At 71.6% G+C, this 26901-nt stretch carries 25 protein-coding genes; 10 read left to right on the forward strand and 15 right to left on the reverse strand.

Features of this window, described 5'->3' with window-relative positions; all coding sequences use genetic code 11:
• Positions 1 to 105: 105 nt before the first annotated feature.
• From N912_RS0120785 to N912_RS0120795, 3 genes are all read right to left on the reverse strand, one after another.
• Positions 106 to 1164 (reverse strand): MrcB family domain-containing protein, encoded by a 1059-nt coding sequence (locus N912_RS0120785; protein WP_037065790.1) that lies wholly within the window; start codon positions 1162 to 1164, stop codon positions 106 to 108.
• 309 nt (positions 1165 to 1473) lie between these two features.
• Complete coding sequence (locus tag N912_RS0120790; protein ID WP_037065792.1) at positions 1474 to 2880, reverse strand: APC family permease; 1407 nt, start codon at positions 2878 to 2880, stop codon at positions 1474 to 1476.
• Positions 2877 to 3974 carry a DmpA family aminopeptidase gene (locus N912_RS0120795; protein ID WP_028923916.1) on the reverse strand — a complete coding sequence of 366 codons (1098 nt, stop codon included), beginning with the start codon at positions 3972 to 3974 and terminating at the stop codon, positions 2877 to 2879. The genes N912_RS0120790 and N912_RS0120795 overlap by 4 nt, the downstream gene beginning before the upstream one ends.
• A 90-nt stretch (positions 3975 to 4064) precedes the next feature.
• On the opposite strand from N912_RS0120795, the gene N912_RS0120800 reads away from it, so the two are divergent.
• Positions 4065 to 4676, forward strand: a complete 612-nt coding sequence (locus tag N912_RS0120800) for a TetR/AcrR family transcriptional regulator (RefSeq protein WP_028923917.1) — start codon at positions 4065 to 4067, stop codon at positions 4674 to 4676.
• Positions 4677 to 4682: 6 nt separating this feature from the next.
• Here N912_RS0120800 and N912_RS53455 read toward each other — a convergent pair whose 3' ends face one another.
• The 3 genes from N912_RS53455 to N912_RS0120815 form a co-directional block, all read right to left on the reverse strand.
• The gene (locus tag N912_RS53455) at positions 4683 to 5405 is read right to left on the reverse strand and encodes a hypothetical protein (RefSeq protein WP_051580527.1); all 723 of its coding nucleotides are present in this window, start codon (positions 5403 to 5405) and stop codon (positions 4683 to 4685) included.
• A gap of 4 nt (positions 5406 to 5409) precedes the next feature.
• A complete protein-coding gene (locus tag N912_RS53460; RefSeq protein WP_084211114.1) occupies positions 5410 to 6360 on the reverse strand; it encodes a glycosyltransferase in 951 nt (316 codons plus the stop codon).
• Between the two features lie 287 nt (positions 6361 to 6647).
• On the reverse strand, positions 6648 to 7787 hold the full coding sequence (locus N912_RS0120815) for an MFS transporter (RefSeq protein WP_051580641.1): 1140 nt from the start codon (positions 7785 to 7787) through the stop codon (positions 6648 to 6650).
• Between the two features lie 212 nt (positions 7788 to 7999).
• Here N912_RS0120815 and N912_RS0120820 point away from each other — a divergent pair, with 212 nt between their 5' ends.
• A complete protein-coding gene (locus N912_RS0120820; RefSeq protein WP_028923919.1) occupies positions 8000 to 8683 on the forward strand; it encodes a FadR/GntR family transcriptional regulator in 684 nt (227 codons plus the stop codon).
• Positions 8684 to 8685: 2 nt separating this feature from the next.
• Here N912_RS0120820 and N912_RS0120825 read toward each other — a convergent pair whose 3' ends face one another.
• Positions 8686 to 9996 (reverse strand): MFS transporter, encoded by a 1311-nt coding sequence (locus N912_RS0120825; RefSeq protein ID WP_037065794.1) that lies wholly within the window; start codon positions 9994 to 9996, stop codon positions 8686 to 8688.
• A 223-nt stretch (positions 9997 to 10219) separates the two neighbouring features.
• Between N912_RS0120825 and N912_RS0120830 the strand changes: the two genes are divergently transcribed.
• The 5 genes from N912_RS0120830 to N912_RS53475 are packed head-to-tail and all read left to right on the forward strand — an operon-like array spanning position 10220 to position 15784.
• Positions 10220 to 12280, forward strand: a complete 2061-nt coding sequence (locus tag N912_RS0120830) for a C45 family peptidase (RefSeq protein WP_156993824.1) — start codon at positions 10220 to 10222, stop codon at positions 12278 to 12280.
• Positions 12270 to 12596: a 2-amino-4-oxopentanoate thiolase subunit OrtA gene (gene ortA, locus N912_RS53465; RefSeq protein ID WP_051580529.1), complete on the forward strand. Its 327-nt coding sequence runs from the start codon at positions 12270 to 12272 to the stop codon at positions 12594 to 12596. The genes N912_RS0120830 and ortA overlap by 11 nt, the downstream gene beginning before the upstream one ends.
• Positions 12593 to 13993, forward strand: coding sequence for a 2-amino-4-oxopentanoate thiolase subunit OrtB (gene ortB / locus N912_RS0120840; RefSeq protein ID WP_028923922.1), 1401 nt, complete (start codon positions 12593 to 12595; stop codon positions 13991 to 13993). The genes ortA and ortB overlap by 4 nt, the downstream gene beginning before the upstream one ends.
• Complete coding sequence (locus N912_RS53470) at positions 13986 to 15314, forward strand: aspartate aminotransferase family protein (RefSeq protein WP_037065937.1); 1329 nt, start codon at positions 13986 to 13988, stop codon at positions 15312 to 15314. Before ortB ends, N912_RS53470 begins: the two co-directional genes overlap by 8 nt.
• A gap of 2 nt (positions 15315 to 15316) precedes the next feature.
• On the forward strand, positions 15317 to 15784 hold the full coding sequence (locus N912_RS53475; RefSeq protein ID WP_169747920.1) for a flavin reductase family protein: 468 nt from the start codon (positions 15317 to 15319) through the stop codon (positions 15782 to 15784).
• On the opposite strand, the gene N912_RS0120855 is transcribed toward N912_RS53475, so the two are convergent.
• Complete coding sequence (locus N912_RS0120855; RefSeq protein WP_028923923.1) at positions 15751 to 16170, reverse strand: MerR family transcriptional regulator; 420 nt, start codon at positions 16168 to 16170, stop codon at positions 15751 to 15753. The genes N912_RS53475 and N912_RS0120855 overlap by 34 nt on opposite strands.
• A 227-nt stretch (positions 16171 to 16397) precedes the next feature.
• Between N912_RS0120855 and N912_RS53480 the strand changes: the two genes are divergently transcribed.
• From N912_RS53480 to N912_RS0120870, 3 genes are all read left to right on the forward strand, one after another.
• Positions 16398 to 17573, forward strand: coding sequence for an acyl-CoA dehydrogenase family protein (locus tag N912_RS53480; RefSeq protein ID WP_084211060.1), 1176 nt, complete (start codon positions 16398 to 16400; stop codon positions 17571 to 17573).
• Complete coding sequence (locus tag N912_RS0120865; protein WP_028923924.1) at positions 17570 to 18289, forward strand: aspartate/glutamate racemase family protein; 720 nt, start codon at positions 17570 to 17572, stop codon at positions 18287 to 18289. Before N912_RS53480 ends, N912_RS0120865 begins: the two co-directional genes overlap by 4 nt.
• A gap of 136 nt (positions 18290 to 18425) precedes the next feature.
• A complete protein-coding gene (locus N912_RS0120870) occupies positions 18426 to 19454 on the forward strand; it encodes a LacI family DNA-binding transcriptional regulator (protein WP_037065948.1) in 1029 nt (342 codons plus the stop codon).
• 144 nt (positions 19455 to 19598) lie between these two features.
• Here the strand turns inward: N912_RS0120870 and N912_RS0120875 are convergent, their stop codons facing one another.
• From N912_RS0120875 to N912_RS0120905, 7 genes are read right to left on the reverse strand one after another with little or no spacing between them, the layout of a single operon-like run.
• Positions 19599 to 20564 carry an amidohydrolase family protein gene (locus tag N912_RS0120875; RefSeq protein ID WP_028923926.1) on the reverse strand — a complete coding sequence of 322 codons (966 nt, stop codon included), beginning with the start codon at positions 20562 to 20564 and terminating at the stop codon, positions 19599 to 19601.
• A complete protein-coding gene (locus N912_RS0120880; RefSeq protein WP_028923927.1) occupies positions 20564 to 22948 on the reverse strand; it encodes a xanthine dehydrogenase family protein molybdopterin-binding subunit in 2385 nt (794 codons plus the stop codon). Before N912_RS0120880 ends, N912_RS0120875 begins: the two co-directional genes overlap by 1 nt.
• Complete coding sequence (locus N912_RS0120885; protein WP_028923928.1) at positions 22945 to 23415, reverse strand: (2Fe-2S)-binding protein; 471 nt, start codon at positions 23413 to 23415, stop codon at positions 22945 to 22947. Before N912_RS0120885 ends, N912_RS0120880 begins: the two co-directional genes overlap by 4 nt.
• 1 nt (position 23416) lies before the next feature.
• Positions 23417 to 24262, reverse strand: a complete 846-nt coding sequence (locus N912_RS0120890; RefSeq protein WP_028923929.1) for an FAD binding domain-containing protein — start codon at positions 24260 to 24262, stop codon at positions 23417 to 23419.
• On the reverse strand, positions 24259 to 25284 hold the full coding sequence (locus tag N912_RS0120895) for a 2,5-dihydroxypyridine 5,6-dioxygenase NicX family protein (RefSeq protein WP_051580642.1): 1026 nt from the start codon (positions 25282 to 25284) through the stop codon (positions 24259 to 24261). Before N912_RS0120895 ends, N912_RS0120890 begins: the two co-directional genes overlap by 4 nt.
• Before the next feature lie 14 nt (positions 25285 to 25298).
• Entirely contained in the window at positions 25299 to 26114 is an 816-nt protein-coding gene (locus tag N912_RS0120900) for an alpha/beta fold hydrolase (protein ID WP_028923931.1), read from the reverse strand.
• The gene (locus tag N912_RS0120905; protein WP_028923932.1) at positions 26111 to 26755 is read right to left on the reverse strand and encodes an isochorismatase family protein; all 645 of its coding nucleotides are present in this window, start codon (positions 26753 to 26755) and stop codon (positions 26111 to 26113) included. The genes N912_RS0120900 and N912_RS0120905 overlap by 4 nt, the downstream gene beginning before the upstream one ends.
• Positions 26756 to 26901 lie beyond the last annotated feature (146 nt).

The following is a 26901-nucleotide window of genomic DNA, read 5'->3' on the forward strand; positions in this document are numbered from 1 at the left end:
CCGAACTATCAACTCGTCCAGCACCAAACGGATCCGCAGATTGATAACTAATTTGAGCAGTGCGCGCAACCTGAAGGTCTCTAGGACGTGGGCGTGATCGAACGGTTAAATCGATCTAGGGCGCACGAGCTTGCGGCGTTCCGCCAGCTCGCACCCTCGCCACTGGCGGTCGTCAAGCCACAATACGGCAATATCCAGTTCGTCGCTAAGCAACTGGCGAAGGCTCGGGCCGATGTCCTCGCTGAAAGCTGCCACCAGCAAGATCGTAGCTCGAATCTCGGCCTCGAAGAGCTGGAAACGATAGGTCAGCAGTTGTCCGATCGCCGCCCTAACAGCGTCGACGGCCCTCCCGCCCTTGACGGTCTTGACCTCGACAATGCACTGGGCCTCACCGGTTCCTGTCGGCTTTCGTAGCACGAGGTCGATGGGATGCTCGCTGGTGACGGCCCAACTGAGCGCATGCGCGTGCCGTTCGAGGTCGTTCACAACTGCCTCATGCAGGCGTGTCTTGACCAGCGTCCGAGGCGCCAACTCGACCGTGTAGTCATCGCTGCTCTTGGGAACGAAACGACGCATGCTTGCGGGCATCGGACGGTTGTCATCGGCGCGAGGGTCGCTGTTGATCCAGGCCGCTCCGGTTGCGTCGTCCAAGACGCTGGCCGCGCTGTCCAGGATGCGCAGCATGGACCGGAGATCCCGGGACAGTTCCGCATCCCCCGGCTCCTCCTGCAGGCGGTAGGTCTTGGCCGCAATGCTGCCGGCGGCGTATCCGCGCTGCCGGGTCCCTGTTCCGAAGTGGTTCATATCAAGCGGCTCGTCCTTAAGCGAGATGGCTGCCCGTATCCGGTCGGCACGTCGCCTCAACTGAGTTCGCGCTTCCGCAGCGCCCAGCCTCAGGCGGAGTTGATCGCCGCCTTGTTGCACTGTCAAGGTGGCGGCTGCCGAGTCGGCGTGGCGGATTAGCGCGACGTACAGTCCTTCCTGGGGACGCACGGTGATATCCGGGTGGAAGACACCGATCCAAGGAGTGGCTGTCAGGCCGCCGCGCCCAACGTGCCCGGTAACTCTGTAGCCGACTGGAGTGCTCGCCTCAAAGTCCGAAACGATCTCGCGCATGCAGCGACCTGCCTCGATCAAGGTCGACACGCGCGACAGTTCGGTCATCAGCGCGTGTAGGGCCGTTCCGGCGCTCATCGGTCCCCCGGGTTTGCCTCTGGAGCCCGTCCCTGCTCCACCCAACCTCTTGCTATCGGACTTGACCGTCAATAGTTACCTGGTTCGATCAACGTTCGGATCGTCGAACCCCGGCAGGCGCCCCGTACGCGTGGGCCAGTTGCGGGCCAACAGTGCGGTGACTCAGCAAACAGCCTGGTCAGGCACGAATCCGGCCTCTCCTCCGGAGGCGAGAGCGCAGGTTCGAATCCTGCTGAGGGCATCACTGACTCCGTGGCGGCCCGTCGCCGGTGGTCGAGGCTAGGCCGGTGTCCGGGTCGGTGGGTGGGCTGGTTGGCGGGCGGCGGTGCCGATGAGCAGGCCGGCGAACGGGATGGCGGCCAGCGCGATGCTCAGGGCGGTGCTGCCGCCGGTGACAAGGGTGAAGTTGGACAGCACCAGCCAGAGGGTGGCCAGCAGGCCGACGCATGCCAGCGCGGGGGCGATGCGGGCCTGCCAGTGCCGGCCGGCGACCTGGTCGCGGTGGCGGGCGAAGTAGGCAAGGACGGCCAGGGAGGTCGTGAACATCAACAATACGACGCCGACCGTCGCCACGCCGGCCATCGAGCCGAAGACGCCCACCAGCGGGTCGACGCCGAAGACCGCCAACGCCAGAACGATCACCGCCGCGGTGGCGGTCTGCACCAGCGAGGAGAACGCCGGGGAGTCGTGCCGCGGGTGCACGGTGCCCAGGCGCGGCGGTAGCAGGCCGCGGGTGGAGAGCGCGAACTGGTAGCGGGCGATGACGTTGTGGAAGGACAACACGCAGGCGAACAGGCTGGTCAGCAGGAGCACGTTGACGATGTCGCGGCCCAGTCGGCCGAGCCAGGCGTCGGTGGTGTCCAGCAGCATGTTGGCGTTTCCGTCGAGGGTGGCCTTGGCGACGGTGGCCACCTGGTCGGGGCCGATCGCCACCACGAACGACCAGCACGTCAGCGCGTAGAAGCCGCCGATGATGAGCACCGCCGCGTAGGTGGCGCGCGGGATCGTCCGGTCGGGGTCGCGGGCCTCGTCGCGGAACACGGCGGTCGCCTCGAAGCCGATGAAGCCGGTCGTGGCGAACAGCACCGCGACGCCCAGCGCGCCGCCGGCGAACACGTCCGGGTGGAACGACGCGAGCGTCAGGCCGGCGGGGCCCGGCCTCGCGGCGATGGCGATGTCCAGGACGAGCACGATGCCGATCTCCAGTGCCAGGGCCACGCCGAGCACCTTCGCGCTGAGCTCGATGTGCCGGTAGCCGAGCAGCGCGACGATGGCGAGCACCGCGAACGAGTAGGCCGGCCAGGGGACCTCGGGGCCGCCGTAGAACCGCACGGCGTCGCCGATGGCCCAGCCGACGTAGCCGTAGATGCCGACCTGGATCGCGGTGTAGGTGATCAGCGCGACCACGGCGATGCCGGTGCCGGGCCGCCTGCCCAGCCCGACCGTCACGTAGGAGAAGAACGCGCCGGCCTCCGGGACGTGTGGCGTCATCGTCACGAAGCCGATGCTGAACAGCAGCAGCACCAGGGCGGCGATGAGGAACCCGACGGGCGCGCCCGGGCCGTTGCCCAGGCCCATGGCCAGCGGCATGTTCCCGCCGATCACGGTCAGCGGCGCCGCGGCGGCCACCACCATGAACACGACGCCGACGGCACCGAGGCGCCCGGTGAGACGGTGCCTGCTCATCGGTCCTCCGAACGGTTGTCGAATGCCCGCCGCAGCAGGTCGTGGTCGATCGCGTGGGCCGTGACCCCGTGCGGACCGGTGAGCGTCGTGGCGGCCACCATCGCGTTGAGGATGGCCTCCTCGGTGGCCTCGATGGTCATGTCGAACAGCCGCGTCATCAGTTGCGGCGCGACCATCCGCAGCGGTATCTCGGGGCGCGCGGCGTGCGGGTCCTCGTCCCAGGCGTACGGCGGGATGCCGGTGTTGCCGGTCGCGAACGCGAGCATCAGGTCGCCGCTGTACTGCTCGCCGGTGCCGCCGACCCGCGCCACGGCCAGCGCGGCACGCTGGGCGAGCCGGGTGCACTGGTGCGGCAGCAGCGGCGCGTCGGTGGCGACGATGACGATGATCGACCCCGAGCCGGGTTGGTACCGGTCGGGCGACTCGGGAAGCGGCACCCGGTCCGGTCCGATCAGCCGCCCGACCGGCACGCCGTCGACCTGCAGCCGCTCGCGCCGCCCGTGGTTGGCCTGCACCAGGACGCCGACGGTGTACCGACCGTTCGCGGTGCCGGACACCCGCGACGCCGTCCCGATGCCGCCCTTGAAGCCGTGGCAGATCATGCCGGTGCCGCCGCCGACGTTGCCCTCCGCCACCGGCCCCGGACCGGCGGCCGCCAGGGCCGCGTCGACGTGCTCGGCGCGCACGTGGTGGCCGTTGATGTCGTTCAGCAGGCCGTCGTACGTCTCGCCGACCACCGGCAGCGACCAGTAGACGCCCGGCCCCCTCGCCCGAACCTGCGCCCGGACCAGCGCGTCGCGGACCACGCCGACGCTGTGCGTGTTCGTCAGCCCGATCGCCGAGGTCAGCTCGCCGGACTCGCGGATCCACTCCAGTCCGGTGAGCTCGCCGCTGCCGTTGAGCCGGTGCGCGCCGGCAAAGACGGGTTCGGTCCAGATGTCGGCGTGCGGGAGCACGACCGTCACGCCGGTGTGCACCCCGGACGGCTCGTCCAGGGTCACCTGCCCGACGCGCACGCCGGACACGTCGGTGATGGCGTTGTCCGCTCCGGTCGGGTGCCAGCCGACGACGATGCCGAGATCCCTGGCTCGCACGCTGCTCCTCCGGGGGAAGTTGTTTTCACTGACGGAAAATAATGAGCCCGCCCCGGTGATTCCGCAAGGGGTCGGCGCGAGAATGGGCCGGTGCCACGACCCAACCGACAGCGCGAGCGACGACAGGAGATCCTCGACGCCGCCATCGACCTCATCGAGCGTCACGACCTGGCCACCCTGCGCGTCACCGACGTGGCGGCCGAGCTCGGGCTGACCGCCAACGCGGTGCGGTACTACTTCAAGGACATGCACCAGCTGCTGTCCGAGCTGGCGCTGCGGTCGGACGTGCGGTTCTACGACGACCGCCTGGCCATGGTGCGGCGCACGGCGGACCCGGCCGAACAGCTGGCGCTGACGATCGCCTCCGGGCTCCCGACCGGACCCGAGGACGCCGAGTGGCGGGCCATCTGGCGCGCGGTGCTGGCGGCGGGCTTCGAGCTCGACCAGCGCCGCGAGGTGCAGGGCATCTACCACCGGCAGGTGGGGCTGTACGCGGAGATCCTCGCCGGGGGCGCCTCGGCCGGACGGTTCGCGCTGCGGGGACCCGCCCAGGACGCCGCCATGACGCTGATGGCCATGGAGGACTACCTCGGCTACCGGATCGTGGCGCGCGATCCCGACGTCACCAGGGCCACCGCCCTGCGGCTGATGCGCCAGTACGCCGAGATCGTCACCGGGGTCGCGCTGCCCGCGACGAGCTGAGACGCGTCAGCGTGCGGTGAGGCCGGCGCGGCGGTCGCGGTCGGCGAGGGCGGCGGCGTACAGCTCGATGTCGCGCAGGCCGACGCCCCGCCCGCTCGCCCGCAGCCGGGCGACCAGTGGCACCACCTCGTCGGTCCACCACCGCTGCCCCAGCTCGCGCGGGCCGACCCCGACCAGGCCCCGCCGGAAACCCCAGGCCTCGGCGGCGTCGGCCAGCCGCGCCCAGTCGGCGGGGCTGTCCAGCCACAGCGTGGGCCGGGTGTCGGCGGGCAGCGACACCCGCGTCAGGAACTCCCGCTCGGCCGCCTTGCTGGCCAGGTGCGACAGCCGCAGGCACCACATCGCGTAGGCGGTGGTGCAGATGCGGCGGACGATCGCCGGCACGCTGTGCTGCTCGCGCGCCCTGGCCACGGACACCCGGTGGTGCCCGTCGACCACGAAGTACATCTCGCCGAGCTGGATCAGCTCCACCCGGGGCAGCGCGATCCCGGCGGCGACCGCCTCCGCGACCGACCGGTGACGCGCCCGCAGCGCCTGGTTCAGCAACCGGAATTGCGCGTCGAAGTCCCCGGCGCGGCCGACGGTGCCGACGATCCGCTCGGTGCGCACGTCGTCCGGGTAGACGATCACGTCGCCGTCCCGTCCCAGCGCGGCGATCGCGTCCGCGAAGAGCACGGGCGCGCGGTAGTCCGGGTCGTCGCCGCGCAGGTCCCGCAGCCACCGGCTCATGCCCTCACTGTAGGGACTCGATCACGTCGGCGGCCGCCGACGCCCCACCGGCGGCCGGCCAGGCGCGGGCCGTTGGCGAACTGGTCGGCCGCCTGCGGCACCGCGACCCCCGCTCCCGGACGACGACGTCGTTCGGGATGTCACCGAGCCCGGCGACGTCGGTGTACGGGCCGACGGCGAGCACCGTCGTCCAGCCGGTGCCGTGCATGGCCGTGATGCAGTCGCGCCAGAACCCCGGCCGGTCGCTGAAGGCCGACCCCAGCGACACCAGCAGCAGCGGCCGGTCCGGCGGTGTGCCGAGATCGGCGAACGAGCCCTGGTGCGAGCGGTCGCCGATCACTGGTCCGACGAAGGTGTAGCGGGCGCGGTCGACGCGGTCGAGGTTCGGCTGCATCGCCTCGGGGATCAGCACCACCGACCGGTCCGGCGCGCCGAGGAACTCCCGGTTCCCGAGCCCGACCCCGACCTCCGCGAGCCAGCCGTCCATCTCCGACTGCCAGGCCAGGCCCTCCGGGGTGCCGTAGAAGGCATACGCCTCGGCAAAGTCCTCCTCGAAGGTGTCCCAGGCGATCATGTGCGGGGCCAGCTCCACCCTCGGCAGGTCGTGCACCCGCGAGTACGCGTGCCCGGCCCAGCCGCTGCCGTCGTAGCACAAGACGTCCGGCCTGTCGTGCTCCAACGCCGGGCTGACCTGCGCGTAGGCACCGCGGGCCTCGTCGGACAACAACCGCATCACCTCGATCCCGCCCTCGGGCCGCTGCTCCCCCTTCGCCGGGTCGGGCAGGTCGGTGTGGATCAGCAGCGGGGTCGCGCCGGTGGCCGCGACGGCGGCGGCGAAACGGTCCGGGACCGGGTAGGTGACGCGGTGGCCGCGCGCGACCAGCTCGGACATCACCGACAGGTTGGGGTGCACGTGACCGTGCGCGGCGCACGTGGACATCAGAACGTGGCTCATCAGGACTCCTGGCTCGAACGGGCGGCGGCGGCGGAAGGCGAGCGCCTGGCTCAGCCGCACAGGAGTTCGAGAACCACGACGACGATCATGCCCGGCCCCGCCGGCCGGCTCACCCCAATTCCCCCGACCTGGCGGCGCTCGGCATCCGTGCCTCTGTTCCGCTGTTCCGCGAGTCGGGCGTTCTGGCACACCGAGTCGCGGGTTCTGGCACACGGTTCGACACCGGTCGGCGGTCTCGGATGTGCCGAAAACCGCGACTCACTGTGCTGAAACGCGCGACTCGCCGACTAGATGTAGCGGGGCCGCCCGGCCCGGGCGCCGGCGATGATCTGCGCGAGGTACACGACGGTCATCATGGCGAACGGCACGGTCCAGCCGCCGGTGACGTCGTGGAGCAGGCCGAACAGGAACGGCCCCAGCGCGGCCAGCAGGTACCCGATCCCCTGCGCCATGCCGGACAGGCGCGCGGTGTCCTCCCCGGTACGGGCGCGCAGCGCGATCACCGTCAGGACCAGGGAGAACACGCTCATCCCGATGCCGACGAACAGCGCCCACAGCACCGGCGCGGCCCTCGGGGCGACCATCAGCCCGACCACGCCGAGCAACCCGACCAGCCCGAGCAGCACGATCCACCCGGTCTGGCTGCCCCGGCGCGCGGCCATCGCGGGCACCACCAGGCTGATCGGGACCGCGACCAGGGAGACCGCCCCGACCAGCATCGCCGCCGCCGGCCGGCTGACGCCGGCGTCCATCAGCACCAGGGGCAGCCAGCCGAGCATGATGTAGGCCAGGAAGGCCTGCCCGCCGAAGAATACGGTGACCGTCCACGCCAGGCCGCTGCGCAGCATCGACGTACCCGCCGGGCGGCGTTGCGCACCGCTCGACAGGCGCGCGGCCGCCCCGCTGCCTCCGCGCCGGCGCGCGTGGTGTCGGTACGCCACCGCCCACAACCCGAGCGCGAGCACCGCGAGCACCGCCCAGCCCGCCAGCGACCAGCGCCAACCGCCGAGCGCGTTGTCCAGCAGCGGGCTCAGCCCGGCGCCGAGCGCGCCGCCGCCCTGCAGCGCGGCGGTGTAGATGCCGGTCATCAGGCCGATCCGCAGCGGGAACGAGTCCTTGACCACCACCGGGATCAGCACGTTGGCCAGCGCGATGCCGGAACAGGCCACCAGCGTCCCGCCGAGCATCAGGAACGGGCCGTCCAGCACCCGCACCACCAGGCCGACCCCGAGCACCCCCATCGCCGTCCCGACCGCCGGCCCGATCCCGAGGCGGCGCGACAGCCACGGCGCGGCCAGCCCGGCCACCGCGAAGCACAGCCCGGGCACCGTGGTCAGCAGCCCGGCCCAGGTGGTCGACGCGCCCATCGCATCGCGCGCCTTGTCCAGCACCGGGCCCACGCTGGTGATCGCCGGCCGCAGGTTCATCGCGGCCAGCACCACGGCGGCCGCGAGCAGCACCCCGCCCGCCGCGCGCTCGAACCCGGCGTGCGACGCGCTCGACAGTTGCTCCCTGGCCTCAGACCTCACCGACACACGGACTACCATCCCAGACGTAGGATGATTGGTTCTATCGATTGTGACGTGTCAGTCCCGGCCCGCGCGCCAGACAGGGCCGGATGTCCCCTCGGAGGCGCATCGTGGCGCTCGAAACCACCCGGCGCGCCGGGCTCGTCGACCAGGTGATCAGGCAGCTCCGCACGGCGGTGACCGGCGGCGAATGGCCGATCGGCGGCCGGATACCGCCGGAGACCGAGCTGGCGGCGACGTTCGGGGTGGCCCGCAACACGGTGCGTGAGGCAGTCCGCGCGCTGGCCCACGGCGGGCTGCTCGAGGTGCGCCAGGGCGACGGCACCTACGTGCGGGCCACCAGCGAGGTGTCCGGCGCGGTGCGGCGGCTGTGCGGCAGCGAGCTGCGCGAGGTGCTGCAGGTCCGCCGCACCCTGGAGGTGGAGGGCGCCCGGCTGGCGGCGAGCTCGCGCACCGAGGAGGAGCTGGCCGAGCTGACCGAGCTGCTGCACCGCAGGGACCGGGCCAAGGCGCGCATCGCCGAGCCCGGACAGATGGCCGAGTTCATCCGGCTGGACGCCGAGTTCCACCTCGCCGTCGTCGGTTCCGGGCACAACACGCTGCTCACCGAGCTCTACCGGGGGCTCACCGAGGTGGTCGTCGCCAGCGTGGCCACCACGTCGGGGGACGCCAACGACATCGGCCACGGCCGGCTGCTGGACGCGATCGCCGCGGGCGAGCCGGACCGGGCCGCCGCCGAGGCCGGTGGCTTCCTCACCGAGCTGCTGCACGAGCTGGCCAGCCCGGGCGAGTGAGCCTACGACACCAGGTCCGCGTTGCGCGTCTCCCGAATGGCGCAGGCGAACGCGGCGGACACCATCATCATGACGACGAGATAGACGGTGACTGCCCAGGTCGCCCCTCCCGTCGCGGACAGCAGCGCGGTGGCGATGAAAGGCGCGACCGCGCCGCCGACGAGCGTTCCGGCGGTGAAGGCGACGGAAACTCCCGAATACCTGACGCGAGGGCCGAACAGCTCCCCGAACATCGACGGCTGGATCCCGGCAATGGCGAGCAGGCTGGCGTTGAACAGCACCAGCAGCACCAGTATCAGCGCCGGTGGCGCGGTCTCCAGCAGCGAGAAGTACGGGATCGAGATGACCAGGCTGAGAAAGGTCGCGCCGAGGAGAACCGGGCGCCGGCCGCACCGGTCGCTGAGCGCACCGGCCGCGATCGGGATGCCCAGCGACAGGATGCTCGTCACCATCAGGATCGTGAGCATGGTGGACTGATCCAGGTGGCGCTGTGTCGTCAGGTACGAGATGGAGAACACATTGTTGATGTAGTAGCCGACGGAGGCGCCCCACCACATTCCGCTGGCCAGCACGAGCTCGCGGCGGTGTGTCCTGACCAGCTCGACCAGCGGGACGGCCGGTCTCTGGGCGTTGCCAGGCCGCCCGCCTTCCATCACCGGCGACTCGGACACCCGTGAGCGGATGAACACGCCGATCGCCACGACCACGATGCTCAGCAGGAACGCCAGCCGCCAGCCCCAGCTCAGGAACTGCTCCTTCCCGAGCACGGAGTTCAGGACCAGGATCATTCCGGTCGAACTCAGCGAGCCGATCTGGGTGGCCATCGCCGGCCATGAGGTGTAAAAGCCGCGCTTTCCCGGAGGGGCGTGCTCCAGCGTCAGGAGTTGCGCGCCGGCGGCCTCACCGCCGAGCCCCAGTCCCTGCCCGAGCCGCAGTATCACCAACAGCACGGGTGCCCAGATCCCGATCGAGTCGTAGGAGGGCAGCAATCCGATCAGGAAGGTGGAGACACCCATGATCGTGAGCGTGACAACCAGCACCGGTTTTCGCCCGACGCGATCGCCGAAGTGGCTGAAGACGATCGCGCCGAGCGGCCTCGCGCCGAAACCGACCGCAAAGGTTGCAAACGACGCCAACGTGCCAACCAACGGCGATACGGCGGAAAAGAAGACATTTCCGAAGACGAGCGCGGCCGCCGTGCCGTACAGGAAGAAGTCGTAGTACTCCAGGCCGTTCCCGATGGTGCTCGCGACGGCGATCTTTCGTATGGTCCCTAATCGGGCCGAGCCTTCCCTGACGTCGGTGTCAGCCATGGACGATCTCCTTCTGGGGCGCCTCGAACAGGGCACGTCTGCAAACGGTTGCTCAGTGTTGGTCAATCGTTCCTGGATGTCAAGGTTCGCCCATAGAACGCCGTGACCGGCCACGATGGCCCTCAGCGCCCGCGTCGTACGGACCGACGCTTGCTGTCAACCCGGGTTGAGCTGGCAGGCTCGACGGGCGAGATGTTCCGGCCGGGTCGGGAGGAGTCCCCGGGTGACAAGTGCCGAATGGAAACAGGAGATGCGCCGCACGATCGCGGCCATCTCGGACGCTCAGTATGCGCTGCTGCAGGCGAACACCGAGCTGACCGGAAAACGGTTCGGGGTGGCCGGTTACGGCGACCGGGTTGCCCTGATCGACGCGGCGGCGCTGGAGCTGGCGGCCGGCAAGTGGCTGTACAACAGGTCCACCGGAGAATGCGCCGACTATGCGCGGCGGACGCCCTCGGTCGAGGATCTCCGGGTCGCCCGCGACCGCCTTCATACGGCAATCCAGCTTGCCGACGCGAGCCGGACCGGGAGCCGGGCTCCCGCCGCCGGGCAGTGCACGAACGCGGGCACCGAGATCTCGTACTACGGCGAGGTGCCGATCGTGCCGAGCATCTGCCCGGTCGTCATCCTGCGTGGCGACTCACGAGCCATGGGTGCGCAGTACGTGCGGCAGTGCGTGGACATCTTCGGCAGGTTCGTTTTCGAGCACGTGGCGGCGCGGGACATCTCCGGCGAGAAGGTGGAGATCCTGCGTTCCTGGGAGCGGGCGATGCGCGAGCACACGCCCGAGATACTCGACATGTGCGCCGGCATGGCGGACGGGGCCCGGCAGGTGGACATTCCGCTGAGCTACGAGCACGCCGTGGCGATGTGGACGGACCTGCGCCCACCCGCGCCGGAGCCGGCGCCGATCGGCGTGCTCGATGCCGAGGGCGGCGAGGAGCTGGGCGGCTATTTCGGCCTTGTCCGCATTCCTACCGGCGAGACCGGCACCTGTTCGGGGGCGGCGGCCTGGGGCGGTGCCACCCGGGACGGCCGGGCCTGCTTCGCGTCCTCCACCGACCACGACTGCACCTTCCAGGTCACCATTGTCGCCTACCCGGACGACGGGTATCCGTTCGTCTATACGCCGTTCTCGGTGAACGGTTCGATTCCCGGGCTCGGCAGGTTCGGGTTCTCCGGGCATCCCGGTTTCAACGGCCGGGGCGTGACCTATGTGCACCACGGCGGATACGAGAGCTGCGCCGAACCCAGGGAACTGTGGGGCTATGGCGTGACCCGTGGCGCCGCGACCATGCACATCCTGCGGTATGCGTCCAGCGCCCGCGAGGCAATGCGCATGGAGCTCGGCTTTCCGGTGGGCGACGCGGGCCGGATCCTGGGCAGCGCCGGCGGGTTCTACGTCGATGACGAGTACGGCTATGTCCTGGAGGACCGCACGCCGGGCCGGCCGGTCTACCGGGAATCGACGAGCGATCCCGACGGCGCGCCACACGATTTCCTCTACGCGACGAACAACCTGCTCAGCCCGGATCTGGGCCACGGGTTCTGCCCGCCGCCCGGCGGATATCGGTACGGCACCGACACCGGCTGGTTCACCCCCGACCCGCAGCGGGTCGGCGAGGCGTCGCCGGGCGCGGTGACCCGGCAGCTCTGCGCCGCGTCCAGCTTCTCCCGCAACGCGTACCTGTACCGGGGGCTGCTCGGGCAGAGCGGCACGATCTCGCCGGAGTCGCTGCTCGCGCTGTTCCGGACCGGCCCTCGGTTCGCGGCGAGCGCCTGGGCCGGCGGCGACGGTGGCGGTGGCGGGCGCCGAGGCCTTTCCGGAGACCTGGTGGAGGCATCGGTGGGCGGGCGGCACAACGCCTTCATCGCGTTCGGCTCGCCCGCGACCGGGCGGTACAGCGGCGCGATCGGCCTCATGGCGCCCAGGGAGAGCTTCGCCAACGGGACCGCGCACGGCTACTGCTACGTCGACGAGACGGGGGTGCCGTGGGAGCTGCGCCTCGGCGAGAGCTGCGAGTCGCTGGTCGCCGACGCGCGGGCCACGGCGGAGCGCGACATCGAGTCGGCCGACCGGCTGCTGCGGAGCGCCGGTGCGGCGGCCGATGCGCCGTTGCTGCGGCGGTTGCTGGGCACGGCCCGCGCCGAGCTGGACGCCGGCGGCCCGGGACGATCCGGCGACGTCGACGCCCTGGCCCGCGCCTGCCGGGCGTTCACCCGTGCCCAGGTACGCGCCCGGCAGGTAGTGGACGCGTTGAAGGGAGGCCCGGATGGGCCATGACGCCGAGGTCGTCGTCCCCGCCGGAACGAGGGTCCAGATCCGCTACACGCTGTTGGAGCCCGGGGAGCGGGCCGCTCAGCTGCCCGCCGACACCCGCGCGGTGCCGTACGAGGTCCGCGCGAAGGGGCTGCTGGTGGCCGACACCCGGGTGGGCGGGCGCGCGCGGATACGGACCCCGACCGGGCGCAACCTCGACGGCGTGCTGGTCGCGGTGGAACCGGGCGACGACCACACCTTCGGCACGCCGCACCCGGTGCTGGTCCGGCTGGCCGACGACCTCGCGCGCCGTCGCCAGGAGCGGGAGAACGCCCGATGAGCTATGACTCGGTGATGGCGCGCAAGGCGGAGATACTGCGCGCCTCGACCGGAATCGACTACCCGGGCCTGGCCCTCGGCCGGCTCGCCTTCGACACCGAGTCGCTGATGGCGCGGGTCGGGTACGACCTGCCGGAGGTGCGCGCCGTTCAGCTGCGCGCCGGGGTCGGCGACACCCCGCTGCGCGAGCTGCACAACCTCACCGGGCTGGTGCGCGAGCACGCCGAGCCGGGCAAGGGCGCCCGCATCCTGGTCAAGGACGAGGCCGCGAACCCGTCGGGCAGCTTCAAGGACCGGCGCGCCTGCCTGTCCGCGCACCACGCCCGGCGCGCCGGGTTCGCCGGGCTCGTCGCGGCCACCAGCGGCAACTACGGCGCGGCGGTGGCGGCGCAGGCGGCCGCGAACAACATGAAGGCCATCATCATCCAGGAGGCGTTCGACAGCCGAGGCCTCGCGCAGCCCGAGATCCTGGAGAAGGCTCGCAAGTGTGAGGCACTGGGCGCCGAGGTCATGCAGACCACCGTCGGCCCCGAGCTGTTCTACGTGCTGCTGCGCACGCTGGAGGAGACCGGCTACTTCAACGCCTCGCTGTACACGCCGTTCAGCATCGCGGGCATCGAGACGCTCGGCGCGGAGATCGCCCGGCAGACCCGCGCGCTCACCGGCCGCGATCCGGACATGGTGCTGGCCACGCACGCGGGCGGCGGCATGGTGACCGGAACCGCGCGCGGGCTGCGGGCCGCCGGGGCGCACAACACGGTGGTGACCGGCGTGAGCGTGTCGCTGGAGGGCCTGCACATGGCCTCGGACCGCGACTTCAACCGCAAGTCGTTCACCACCGGCCACACCGGGTTCTCGGTGCCGTTCACCACCTGGCCCGACCGCGTCGACGTCCCGCGCAACGCCGCAAGGCCGCTGCGCTACCTGGACAGGTTCGTGCTGGTCACCCAGGGCGAGGTCTTCTACACCACCGAGCTGCTCGCCCGGCTGGAAGGCCTCGAACGAGGACCGGCCGGGAACACCTCGCTGGCGGCCGCGCTGGTGCTCGCGCGCGAGCTGGACTCTCACCAGACGGTGGTCGTCAGCGAGACCGAGTACAGCGGCGCCGGCAAGTCCCCCGCCGCGCAGCTCGCGTTCGCCGCGCGCCAGGGCATCGACATCGGGTTCGGACCGTCCGAGGAGGACCGCCCCGGCACGGCGATCCGGGTTCCGCGCCGGCTGGACGAGCTGGGTGTGCGCGAGGTGGACCTGGCCTCGCTGCGGGCGTCCTACCTGCGCCGGGCGGCCGCCGAGCTCGGTTCGAACGTGGGCGACGAGGCGGGGTTCCTGGCCGAGGACAGCCGCTCGAGCCTCTCCGAGGTGCACGCCGCAATGGCTGGAGGTGACCGTCATGACTGAGTCCGACGCGGACCTGCTGGCGAAGGAGGCGAAATACCTGTCGCCCTCGGCGCGGATCGGCTTCTTCCCGCTGGTGGTCGACCACGGGAACGGCTGCTGGTTCACCGACCGGTCGGGGCGGAGGTTCCTGGACTTCCATTCCATGGCGTGCGTCCTGAACACCGGGCACAATCATCCTCGGGTGGTCGGCGCGATCCAGAAGCAGGCGGACAGGCTGATCCACGTGAACTCGGCCTACATGACCCACGAGGGCCTGGTCACGCTCGCCGCCCGGCTGGCCGAACTGTGCCCCGGAACCGTTGCCCGGCGCGTTGCCTTCGGCCTGTCCGGCAGCGACGCGAACGACGGCGCCATGAAACTCGCTCGCGCGGCCACCGGACGCTCGCGGATCATCGCGTTTCGGCATTCCTATCACGGCAACACCTACGGCGCGCTGAGCATGTCGGCGGTCAGCCTCAGCATGCGCCGGGGGTTCGGCCCCGAGATACCCGACGTGCATCACGTGACGTTCCCCGACGTGTACCGGATGGACGGCGACATCACCGACAACTGCATCGCCGAGCTGGAAGACCTGTTCGCGACGCGGATACCGGGTGACGAGGTTGCCGCGGTATTCATCGAGCCCGTTCAGGGCGATGCCGGAATCGTCGTTCCGCCCGCTCGATATCTGGAGCTATTGGCGGAACTGTGCCGGCGGCATGGGATTCTCCTGGTCGCCGAGGAAGTTCAGACCGGAATCGGCCGCACCGGCGCCTGGTTCGCCTGCGAACGGTTCCCGGTGGCGCCGGACATCGTCGTGTGCGGCAAGGCGCTCGGATCCGGCATGCCCGTTTCGGCGGTCATCGCCCGCGCCGAGCTGATGGACGCCTGGTCGGCCCCCGGGCACGTGTTCAGCACCGCGGCGAACGCCCTGTGCTGCGCCGCGGCGAACGCGACCCTGGACATCGTCGAGGACGAAGGCCTGCTGGAGAATGCCGTGCGGATGGGCCAGCGGCTGCGGGCGGGGCTGGTCGCGCTGGCCGCCGGGCACGAGGTCATCGGCGACGTGCGCGGCGACGGGCTCATGCTGGGCGTCGACCTGGTGACCGACCGTGCCACCCGCGAACGCGCGCGGACCGTCGCCGCGTCGGTGGTCGCGGCGGCCTTCGACCGGGGGCTCTACCTCACGTTCCTGCGCGGCAACGTGCTCAGGATCGCCCCGCCGCTGACCATCGGCCCCGACGAGGTGGACCTCGGCCTGGAGATCCTCGGGCGGTCACTGGACGACGCCGTGGCCGGGCGGGTGCCGGAGGCGGACATCGCGGCCGTGGTGGGGTGGTGAGGGTGGACGAGCGGCTGTTCCGGGACACGGTGGGGAGGTTCGCGAGCGGGATCGTGATCGTGACAGGGGTCCACGACGGAACGCCGCGCGGCATGACCTGCCAGTCGTTCGCCTCGCTGTCCACCGAGCCGCCCCAGGTCCTCTTCTGCCTGGCCCGCTCCTCGGCGAGCTGGCGCGGCATCCGGGACTCCGGGCGCTTCTCCATCAACGTCCTGGCCGACGACCAGCAATGGCTCAGTGACAGGTTCGCCCGGACGGGCGCGGACAAGTTCGACAACGTTGCATGGCAGCCCGGCGAGAACGGCGCGCCCCTGTTCGAAGGTTGTCTGGCTCATATCGAATGTGACCTGCGGACGGTGTACGACGGCGGTGACCATGACATCGCCGTCGGATCGGTGCGATCCGTACGATCTGCCGTGGGCTCGTCACCACTGCTCTATTTCAGGGGGTCGTACGCGGGCGTGAGGTAATGCTCGACGGTCGCCCGGAAGTTCGGACATTGCTCCAGCGTGTTTTCCAACGGACAGTCGAGTAGGTGGCTGAGGTAGCTCCGGGCGGTGTCGAGCTGCGCCATGTGGTTCTCGATGTCGGCCAGCTTGGAGGTGATGGTGTCGCGCCAGTCGCGAGCCTGTGACTCACCGGTGAGGATGAGAGCGATGTCGTCGATGGCGAGCAGCCCGGTGGTTCTCCACAACTTGATCAAAGCGATTCGGTAAAGCTGGTCGGTGTCGTAACATCGACGGCCGGATCTCCGATGCGGCTCACCGAGAAGCCCTCGGCGCTCCCAATAGTGCAGCGTCGACCTCGGCAGGTCGAATCGCGCCGCGACATCTGTGATCGTGAACAGCTTCTCCATTCTTCTATTTGACATCAACCTCGGTTGAGCTGGCAAGGTTTTGGGCGTAACGATGAGGGAGGGTTATTCATAACTCCGGCCAGTGAGGGTGGGCCGGAGGTCCGCCCGAGCGCCGGAGCCGCGCCGGACCGGCGTGACCTGGGAGATCGACGTGACGGCGCGTCACCGCCGAAGGCGGTGTTGATGAATAACCCGACTTTGAATAAGACACAGGAAGGACGAACAGCATGAATACCGATCCGCGCACGGCCGACGCGATTGTGTCGCGCGTTCAGGAGATTTCGCCGCTCCTGGAGTCCCAGGCGGCGGCCAACGACGCGGCCGGCCGGCTCAGCGACGAGACCGTCGAGGCGCTGCGGGACAGCGGGGTGCTCGGGATGCGCGCGCCCGAGGAGTACGGCGGCGCGAACCTGGGGCCGCTCGGCACGCTGCGGGTGCTGGAGGCCGTCAGCTACGGCGACGCCTCGGCCGGCTGGGTCAGCGCCGCGACGACGATCATGGCGAACGTCCTGCACTTCCTGGACGAGGAGACGGCGTCCAAGATCTACGCCGACGGCGTGCCGTTCCTCGCCGGCCAGCTCGCGCCGGGCGGGACCGCGGAGAAGGTCGAGGGCGGCTACCGCGTCTCGGGCCGCTGGTCGTACGGCAGCGGGATCGTGCACGCCAACTGGGTGTGCGGCGCCGCGCACGTGGTCCGGGGCGGCGAGCGGAGCAACGAGATGATCGGCTTCCTGGTGCCGAAGGACCAGGTCGAGCTGGCCGGGAACTGGGACGTGGTGGGGCTGCGCCCGACCGGGAGCTTCGACTACACGATCACGGACGCGCACGTTCCCGAGGCGTTCAGCCTGGGCGACTTCAAGACCGGCACGATGCGGTGGGGCGGCGACGCCACGCTGCCCGGGCTCACCGGCTGGTTCAACGTCGCCCAGTCCAGCTGGGGGCTCGGCGTGGGCCGGCGCGCGCTCGACGAGATCGCCGCCTTCGCCCGCCGACCGGCGAAGCGCGGGGTCCGGCTGGCGGACTCGGAACCGTTCATGCGGGAGTACGCGTTCGCGGAGGCGCAGCTGCGCAGCGCCCGCGCCTGGATCGTCGAGACGTGGTCGGGCATCGAGGCGCGGCTGGCCGACGGCGAACCGCCGACCACCCGCCAGCTCACCCTGGTCCGGACCGGGTCCATCTACGTCAGCGACGTCTACCGCGACATCGCGACCTTCGCCTTCCGCCAGGGCGGCGGCACCGCCCTGCGGGAGGGCCCGCTGCAGCGCGTGTTCCGCAACGCCATCTCCGGCGGCCAGGCGATCCAGGTGTCGCACCAGATGTACGACCACTGCGCGCGCGACCTGCTCGGTGAGGCGGACGGCATGAGCTGGCGGATCCACGAGCTGGTCCGGTCGGGCGCATGAAGGCCGACCGCGCGCGGCGTCCGGTCGTCGGGGTGATGCTCCAGTCCAAGGAGGGTTTCGTCGAGGCCGGCCCCGAGGAGCTGGCGGCCGGTGAGAGGTCGATGTGGCCGGCGAACAACCCGGACTTCTGGCCGGTGCCGCTGCGGACCGCGGTCGCCGAGAACACCGACACGCCCTCGATGGTGGCCGCCGCGCCGGCCGCCGTCCGGGGCGTGGTGGCGGCGGCCCGGCGGCTGGACGAGCACGTCGACCTCATCGTCGGCGGCTGCGGGTTCATGTGGGCCGCCCGCGACCGGCTCGCCGGCGCCACCTCCACCCCGGTCATCGCCAGCACCCTCGACCTGCTGGACTTCGTGCTCGGCATGTCGAGCCAGCCCGTCGGCGTGATCACCTACAGCGCCGCGGCGCTGGGCGAGCTGGTCGAGGAGCACCCCGAGCGTGCCCGCATCCGGCTGCTCGGGCTGGACGAGCTGCCCGCCTGGTCGGCGCTGGGCCGGACCGACTACGTGGCGCGGGGCGGCTGGTCGCGGGCCGAGCTGGGCAGGGAGCTGGTCGGCCGGCTCGCGGAGAGCCTGTGCGACGGCGGCGAGCTCGCGGCCGTGAACGCGATCCTGGTGGAGTGCGCGGCGGTGCCCGTCTTCCGCGCCGAGATCCGGAGCGTCACCCCGCTCCCGGTCTTCGACGTGTTCTCCCTGGCGGCCGCCGCCATGGCCTGACCCCCGCCGGCCCCGCCGGATCGGTGACGCAACTCGTGGTGCAAACTGTTGCAGGTATTCTGGAAACGAGTTGCGGCTTCTGGCGGGGTCGACGGGTGGTCGGGTGGCACAGCGGATAGAGCGCCCTCAGGTGACGATGCGCACGATCGCGGACGAGGCGGGCGTGCACGTGTCGACCGTCTCCCGGGTGCTGAGCAGGAACCTCACCGCGGAGTCCGAAGCCCGGCTGTCGGACGGCGCGCGCCGGGTGCTCAAGGTCGCGCGCAAGCTCGGCTACGTCCCGGACACGCACGCGGCCAGCCTGCGCGGCCGGCGCACCAAGATGCTCGGCGTGCTGGTCCCCCGGCTGGCCGACGTGGTGCTGGCGAACATGTACGAGGCCATCGAGGAGGCGGTCACCGACCTCGGCTACCAGAGCGTGGTGGCCACCACCCGCGACCAGCCCGAGGAGCAGCGGCGCCGGGTCAGCCTGATGATGAGCCGGCGCGTCGACGGCCTGCTGGTGGCCGACGCGTCGCTGGCCGGCGGGTACGTCGACGAGCTGGCCGCGCGGGACGTCCCGTTCGTGCTCGTCAACCGCCGCTACCAGGACTTCGTGGCGGTGACCTGCGATGACGAGCTGGGTGGCCACTTCGTCGGCACCCACCTGGCCGACCTCGGGCACGAGGTGATCGCCATCACCGGTGGCCTGCCGTACGCGAGCACCACCCAGGACCGGGTCGCCGGGGTGCTCGGGGCGTTGCGCGAGCGCGGCCTGGACGTGCCCGAGGAGCGGATACTGCTCACCGGCATCACCGGGCCGGACGGACGCGCGGCCGCCGACCGGCTGCTCGCCGCCGAACCCCGCCCGACGGCGATCTTCGCCGCCAACGACTGGGCGGCGATCGGCGTGATGGGCGCGCTGCGGGACCACGGGCTCACGCCGGGCACGGACGTGGCGGTGGTCGGCTTCAACGACATCCAGGTCTCGGCCGACCTGCCGATCCCGCTGACCACCGTGCGCAACCCGGTGCGGGACATCGGCGCCACGGCCGCCCGGCTCATCGCCGACCGGGTCGAAGGCCGCCCGGTGTCGTCGGTGCTGGTCCAGCCGAGGCTGGTGGTGCGCCAATCCAGCGACCCCCGGATGGCACAGCGTGCCCGGACTCACGCCGTCGCGCCCTGACCCGTCCGAGGACAACCGCCCCGACAACCGGCCGGGTCACGGGCTCCGCACACACCGAGTGGCCGCCGCACACATGTCCAGACCTGTGTGCTGCGCCGCAACGCTGTGTGCCGTGCCCCGCGGGCCACGCGGCCCCGGTACCGATCACGCGAGCAGGGCCTGGGCGTGGCCGCCGAGGATGCCGGGTAGGTGCTCGGCCGGCGCCTGCGCGCGCACCAGGTCGACGGCCTTGCGCGCGGACCAGTACGGGTAGTCGCTGGAGAACAGCAGCCGCTCGGGGCCGACGACGCGCATGAGCAGGGCCAGCGTCTCGGGCTGGTTGCAGACGGTGTCGAAGTACAGCCGCCGCAGGTAGTCCACGAACGGGCGGTCCAGGTGCGGCCACCAGCCCTTGCCCCGGTAGACCTCGATCCGTCCGTGCAGGTAGGGCAGGGTGCCACCGGCGTGCGGGTGCACGATCGTCAACCGGGGGAAGCGGTCCAGGACGCCGTCCACGATCAGCGCCATGGTGGCGAAGCTGGTGTCGAACATGTAGCCGATGGGCACCTCCATCCGGGACGGGGTCACCCTGGGCTCGCGGAACGACCGGGTGGGGTGCAGGAAGACCGGCAGGCCGAGCCGTTCGATCTCGGCGTAGAGCGGCCACAGCCGGGGCGCGGCGACCGACTCGCCGGCGATGTTCCCCGGCAGCAGCACGCCGCGCAGCGCCAGGCGCCGCACCGCGTCGTCCAGCGTGGCCAGCGACGCGTCGGTGTCGGACAGCGGCAGGTGGGCCAGGCCGAGGAACCGGCCGGGGTGGGCCTTCTGGGCGCGCGCCATCTCCTCGTTGAGCAGCGCGCACAGCTCGCGGGCCTCGCCGAGGTCGCGGTCGGCCAGGTCGCCGGTGACCGAGGCGCTCACCACGGCGGTGTCGATGCCGACGGTGTCCAGCACCCGCACCTGGTGGTCCAGGTCGGTGAACCGCCTGTCGAACGTCCACACCTCGTCGGCGGAGATCTCGTACAGATAGCCCTCGGGGGTCCGCCGCGAGCGGGGGTAGGCGTCCCGGCCCAGATGGTGGTCGAGCAGCGCCGGCGGATGCCAGTGCCACTGGCTGTCGACGACATGCATCAGGAACCGTCCTTTCGGGCCTGGGCGACCAGCGCGCGCACGCGCGCCGGGGTCAGCGGCAGCTCGGTGCCGAAGCACCTGCCGAGCGGGCGCAGCGCGTCGTCGACGGCGGCGGCCAGCGCCGGGCCGGGCCCGATCGACCCGCCCTCCCCCATCCCCTTGATGCCCTGGATGGTGAACGGCGACGGGGTCTGCAGGTGGGTGACGCCGATGTGCGGGATGTCGGTGGCGCCGGGCAGCAGGTAGTCCATGAAGGTGGTGGCCAGCGGCTGGCCCTGCTCGTCGTAGACGAACTCCTCCAGCAGCGCGCCGCCGAGGCCCTGGGCCACCCCGCCGTGCACCTGGCCGGTCACGATCAGCGGGTTGATCATCCGTCCGCAGTCCTCGACCACGTGGTAGCCGAGCAGCGTGACCCCGCCGGTGTCCGGGTCGACCTCGACCACGCACAGGTGCGCGGCGTTGGCGAAGGTGCCCCCGCCGGGCTCGGCGTCGTAGGACGACACGGCCTCCAGCACCGGTTCCATGCCGCGCGGGAGCTTCTCCGGGCGGTGGTAGGCCCAGCGGGCCAGGTCACGGACGCCGACGCTGCGCCACGGCGCGCCCTTGACGACGGCCGCGCCGTCGACGAGCTCCAGGTCGGACGGGGCGGCCTCCAGCACCTCGGCGGCGAACTCCAACAGCTTGTCCGCGACCTGCCGCGCGGCCTTCTCGCTGGCGCCGCCGGCGAGCACCGCGCTGCGGCTGGCGAACGTGCCGTGCCCGTACGGGGTCTGCGCGGTGTCGCCGAAGCGGACCTTGATGTCGGCCAGCGGCAGGCCGAGCTGGTCGGCGACCATCTGCGCCATGGTCGTCTCGTGGCCCTGGCCGTGCGAGTGCGTGGACAGCTGCACGGTGACCCGCCCGGACGGGTCCATCCGCACGGTGGCGGTGTCGTAGCCGAAGATGATCGGCACGCCGCGCTTGACGAACTCCGAGGTCGCGTGCGCGCTCTGCTCGGTGTAGCAGGAGATGCCGATGCCCAGGTAGCGGCCCTGTTCCCGAGCCGCCCGCCGCTCGGCCCGCAGCCGCTCGTACCCGCTGTCCACCAGCAGTTTCTCCAGCGACTCCCGGAAGCTCCCCGAGTCGTAGAGCAGCCCGGTCACCGACCGGTACGGGAACTCCTCGGGGCGGACCAGGTTGCGCCGGCGCACCTCGGCCTGGTCGATGCCGACCTCGACGGCGACGGCGTCCATCACCCGCTCGATGGAGAACGCGGCGGCCGGCCGGGCGACGCCCCGGTACGGCCCGAGCGGGGTCTTGTTGGTGGCCACGCTGAACGCGTCGCACTCGTAGTTCTGGATGCGGTACGGCCCCGGCAGGATGCCCAGCGCCATGCCGGTGTCCATGGTGGACGTCCACGGATACACCGAGTAGGCGCCGCAGTCGACGTAGACCCGCGCCCGCAGCGCGGTCACCACGCCGTCGGCGGTGTACGCCGCCCGCACCTCGTGGTGGTGCTCGCGGGCGTGGATGCTGCCGATCATGTGCTCGACCCGGTCCTCGATCCACTTCACCGGGCGGCGGGTGCGCACGGCCAGCAGGCAGACGGCGATCTCCTCGGGGAACAGGTGCCCCTTGATGCCGAACCCGCCGCCCACGTCCGGCGCGATGACCCTGACCTGGTTCTCCGGCAGGCCCAGCGCGTCGGCCAGGCCGGTGCGCACCAGGTGCGGGATCTGGGTGGCCGTGTAGAGGACCAGGGTGTCCTCGGCCTGGTCGTAGTGCGCGATGCAGCCCCTGGTCTCCAGCGGGATGCCGGAGTGCCGGTTGTTGACCAGCTCCAGGGTGACGACACCGTGGGCGGCCTCGAACGCGCCAGCCACGTCACCGCCCTCGAAGTGGCGCTTGATGAACAGGTTGTCGGTCCAGCTCTGGTGCAGCCGGGGCGCGCCGTCGGCGATCGCGGCCGGGATGGACGCCACCACCGGCAGCTCGGCGTAGTCCACCTCGACCAGCTCGCAGGCGTCCTCGGCGACATACCTGTCCGAGGCGGCCACGGCGGCGACGGTCTGGCCGGCGAACCGGACCCGGTCGGTGGCCAGCGCGGGGAACTCGGTGGACTGCCAGGTGTCCATGGTGGAGTCGCAGACGATGCCCCGAGCGGTGCCGTGCAGGTCGGCGCCGGTGAGCACGGCGTGCACGTCGGCGCGGGCCAGCGCGGCGGCGGTGTCCACCGCGCGGACCTCGGCGTGCGCCAGCGGGCTGCGCACGAACGCGGCGTGCAGCATCCGGGGCAGCACGATGTCGTCCACGTAGCGCGCCCGCCCGAGCAGGAACCGGGGGTCCTCGGTGCGCTTGACGCTGGCGCCGAACAGCTTGGGTTGCCTCGCGTCCGGCGTGCTCATCGGGCCATCTCCCGAGCGGCGTGCCGGATCGCGTCGACGATGAACACGTACCCGGTGCAGCGGCAGACGTGGCCGCTCAGCGCGCCCCGGATCTCCTCGTCGGTCGGGTCGGGGTTGTCCTCCAGCAGCTTCGCGCCGGCCAGCACCATGCCCGGGGTGCAGAAGCCGCACTGCAGCCCGTGCTTCTCCCAGAACGCCCGCTGCACCGGGTGCAGGTCGTCCTCGCCGTCGGCCATGCCCTCGATGGTGGTGATCTCCGCGCCCTCGGCCTGGACGCCGAACATCAGGCAGGACCGCACCAGCCGCCCGTCCAGCCGGATGGTGCAGGCACCGCACGCGCCGTGCTCGCAGCCGACGTGGGTGCCGGTCAGCGCGAGGTCCTGGCGCAGCACGTCGCAGAGCAGCTTGCGGGCCGGCACCCGGACGGTCTCCGGTCGGCCGTTGACGGTCATCGACACGGTGTGCATGTCAGGCTCCGATCCGGGTCAGGGCGTCGGACAGGGCGCGGACGGCGAGGGTCCGGACCAGCTCTCGATCGACACCGTCGCCGAGGGATGCGGCCACCGCGTCGCCCGCCCAGGCGAGTTGGTCGGGGCGCAGCCGGGTGCCGGTCAGCGCCCGCTCCGCCTCGGCCAGCCGCAGCGGGCGCCCACCGACCCCGGCCACGCCGATCCGCACCCGCCGCGCCGAGGCCGACACGTCGACGGCCATGTCGACGGCCACTGCGGCCACCGCGAAGTCGCCGGCCTTGCGGGCGAACTCGCGGAACCCCCAGCCGCCGGCCCGTGACGGCACCGGCCAGCGCACGGCGGTGAGGATCTCGTCGGCGGCCAGCGCGCAGGTGAAGTGGTCGACGAAGAACTCGGCCGCCGGCACCGTCCGCCGCCCCGCCGGGCCGGCCACCACGAACTCCGCGTCCAGCGTGACCGCCACGCACGGCAGCTCGGCGGCCGGGTCGGCGTGCGCCATGCTGCCGCCGATGGTGCCCCGGTTGCGGATCGCCGGGTAGCCGATCAGCGCGGCGGCGTCGGCCAGCAGCGGGCAGGCCGCCGCGACCAGCTCGGAGGAGGCCAGGTCTGCGTGCCGGGTCATCGCGCCGACCTCCAGGACGCCCGCGTCGACCCGGATGCCGTCCAGCCCGGGCACCCGGCCCAGGTCGACCAGCGCCTCGGGCCTGGCCAGCCGCAGGTTCATCAGCGGGACCAGGCTCTGCCCGCCGGCCAGCGGCTTGGCCTCCCCGCCGTGCTCGGCCAGCAGCGCGACGCACTCCTCGACGCTGCGCGGCGCGTGGTAGCGAAACTCCGCCGGCTTCATCGCCGCGACCCGGCCGGCTTCATCTCCTCGACGACCACGTCGCCGTCGATCACCACCGGCTCGTCGTCCAGGAACAGGCTGCAGTCGCGCATCGGGATGTCCAGGTGGCAGGCGGTGTCGTTCGGGCCGCCCAGCTCGTTGTTCGGGCCGATGGAGAACATCACGTTGCCGTACACCGAGCGCAGCTCCATGCCCATCCCGCCGGGGAACGACGGCGGCCACAGCCCGTGCCAGTGCGCGCGCTCGTCCAGCCCCCAGCCCACGTGCGACATGCCGTAGCCCCTCGGGTCCCGGAACGACTCCATGTACGACCTGATCAGCTCGGCGTCCAGGCCGCCCCGGATGTCGGTGATGAAGCCGCGCTCGATCCGGAACCGGACCGGGCCGCTGACGTAGGTGTTCTGCGGCAGCAGCGCGTCGCCAGGGCCGAGCACGATCTCGCCGTCCACCCCGTCATCCGCCCCGCCGGTGAACACGAACGCGGCCGGCCAGTGGTCCCAGCGGCCGGGCTGGTCGGTGTAGCCGTACTCGGTGATCGTCGGATAGGCGCCCAGCCGGTAGGTCACGTCGGTGCCGTGCGGGTTGGTGAACCGCAGCGTCGACGCCTTGGCCAGCAGCTCGGCGCCGGCCTCCACCCGCTCCCGGTGCTCGGGCGTGGGGAACAACCTGGCCAGCAGCTCGATCGGCTCGACCGCGCTGAGCACCCGGGTGCCGGCCTCCTGGATGGCCATCTGCGCGGGCGAGAACAGCAGGAACACGCAGTCGATGACCAGGTCGGCCCGGCTCAGCGCCGCCACCGCCTCCGGGTTGTGCGCCAGCTCGGACGCGCCGACCGCCCAGGTGCCGTCCGTCGGCAGCCCCTCCGGCAGCCGCAGGTGGTAGGCCCTGGCGCCCAGGTCGCGGGCGGCGTAGAGGAACGCCTCGGCGTAGTTCTCGCGCCGCCGGCCCTGGGAGAGCACGACCACCCGCTCGCCCTCGTGCACCCGGCACAGCCGCAGGTGGCGGCGGAACAACTGCTGCATCTCGGTGGGGTTGATCACGGCTCGCTCCCTTGGCTGGTCAGGAACTGGGTGAGGACGACTCGGCAGCCGGGCCAGTTGTCCCACGGCACCATGTGGCCGGCCGCCGGGACGGTCAGCACCGGCACGCGCGGGTTGGCGGTCCGCAGCTCGCGCGCGCCGGCATCCGTCACCACCGGGCTGTCCTCGCCCCTGACCAGGACCGCCGGTGGGCGCAGCGCCGGCCAGTGGGCGAAGAAGTCCTCGTCGTGGAACCCCCGGTGGGTTTCCAGGACGGCGGTACGGTCGCAGCTGGCCAGCTCCTGCGCGCGGATCCGAAGCTGCGGCGCCGGCCAGCCCGGGTAGTGGCGGCGGACCGCCTCCTCGGTGGTGCCGGCGTACGCCTCGTCCAGCTGGGCGGCGAAGGCGGCGGCCGTGGTGGGGTACGGGTCGCGGCCGGGGCCGGACAGCGGCGGGTCGATGAGCACCAGCGGCCCGTGCGCGCCCCGGGACCGGACGCTGTACGCGGCGGCGATCCGGGCGCCCAGCGAGTGGCCCACGACGGCCGGGGCGGTCAGGCCGAGCGCGGTGACCAGCGCGGACACGTCGTCGGCGTAGTCCGCCAGCCGGTAGCGGCCCGGCGCTGCCCGTTCGGTGCCGCCGCGCCCGCGCAGGTCGGGCACGTGCACCCGGTGGGTCTGCGCGAGCGCCACGGCGATGAACTCGGCGGCCAGCGCGGTGGTGGTGATGCCCGGAAGAACCAGCAGGTCGGGGCCGGTGGCGCCGTAGCTCAGGACGCGGTGGCGCAGGCCGTTGGCGTTCACCGTCCGGGAGCGTCCGCTCGGGGTGATCATCGGGCGGGTGTCGTCACGGAGGTGAGGTAGCCGCGCACGTCGGCGCCGTCGACCACGTCGGCGTACTTCTGGTCCATGTCGAACAGGTTCGCCTCGTGCGGCTCCCGCGCCCGGTCGGCCACGCAGTCCTCGGGCACCAGCACCGGGTAGCCCAGCGTCACCGCGTCGACCACGCTGGCCCGGACGCAGCCGCTGGTGGTCGCGCCGCACACGACGAGCGTGTCGACGCCCCGGTCGGTGAGCATGGCGTGCAGCTCGGTGCCGGCGAACGCGGACGGCCCCTTCTTCACCAGCAACGGCTCGCCGGCCCGGCGCCGCAGCCGCCCGTCCAGCTCCGCCGGCCGGGATCCGACGCGCAGCTCGGCGAGGCCGGGCGCCTTCGCCAGCCACGCGCCCGCCTCGTCGGCGTCGCCGTAACCGATCGTGGTGAACAGCACCGGCACCGCCACCTCGCGCGCGGTGTCCAGCACGGCGGCGGTCGCCTCGACGGCGGCCGACATGTCCGAACCCGTCGGGTACGCCGGGTCGGTGAACCCGAGGGAGAAGTCCACCACCAGCACCGAGGGCCGCCGCCCCCGGCGCACCCGGCCGCCGAACCCGGAACGCCGGTAGCGCTCCACCAAACCCGCCGTCGTGCCCACTCATCCTCCCGACGCGCAATGTGAAGGAAACACTATGCAACCGTTTGCGACCTGTCAACGAACGTGCCCATCGCGCCAGAGATTGCCAACGCGACCGCGCCTGACCGCTTGACTTGAGCAATCGTTCGCCGATAATAGAGCGAACG

Origin of the sequence: Actinospineispora acaciae DSM 45401, assembly GCF_000620785.1 — a bacterium.
In the GTDB taxonomy this organism is placed as follows: domain Bacteria; phylum Actinomycetota; class Actinomycetes; order Mycobacteriales; family Pseudonocardiaceae; genus Pseudonocardia; species Pseudonocardia acaciae.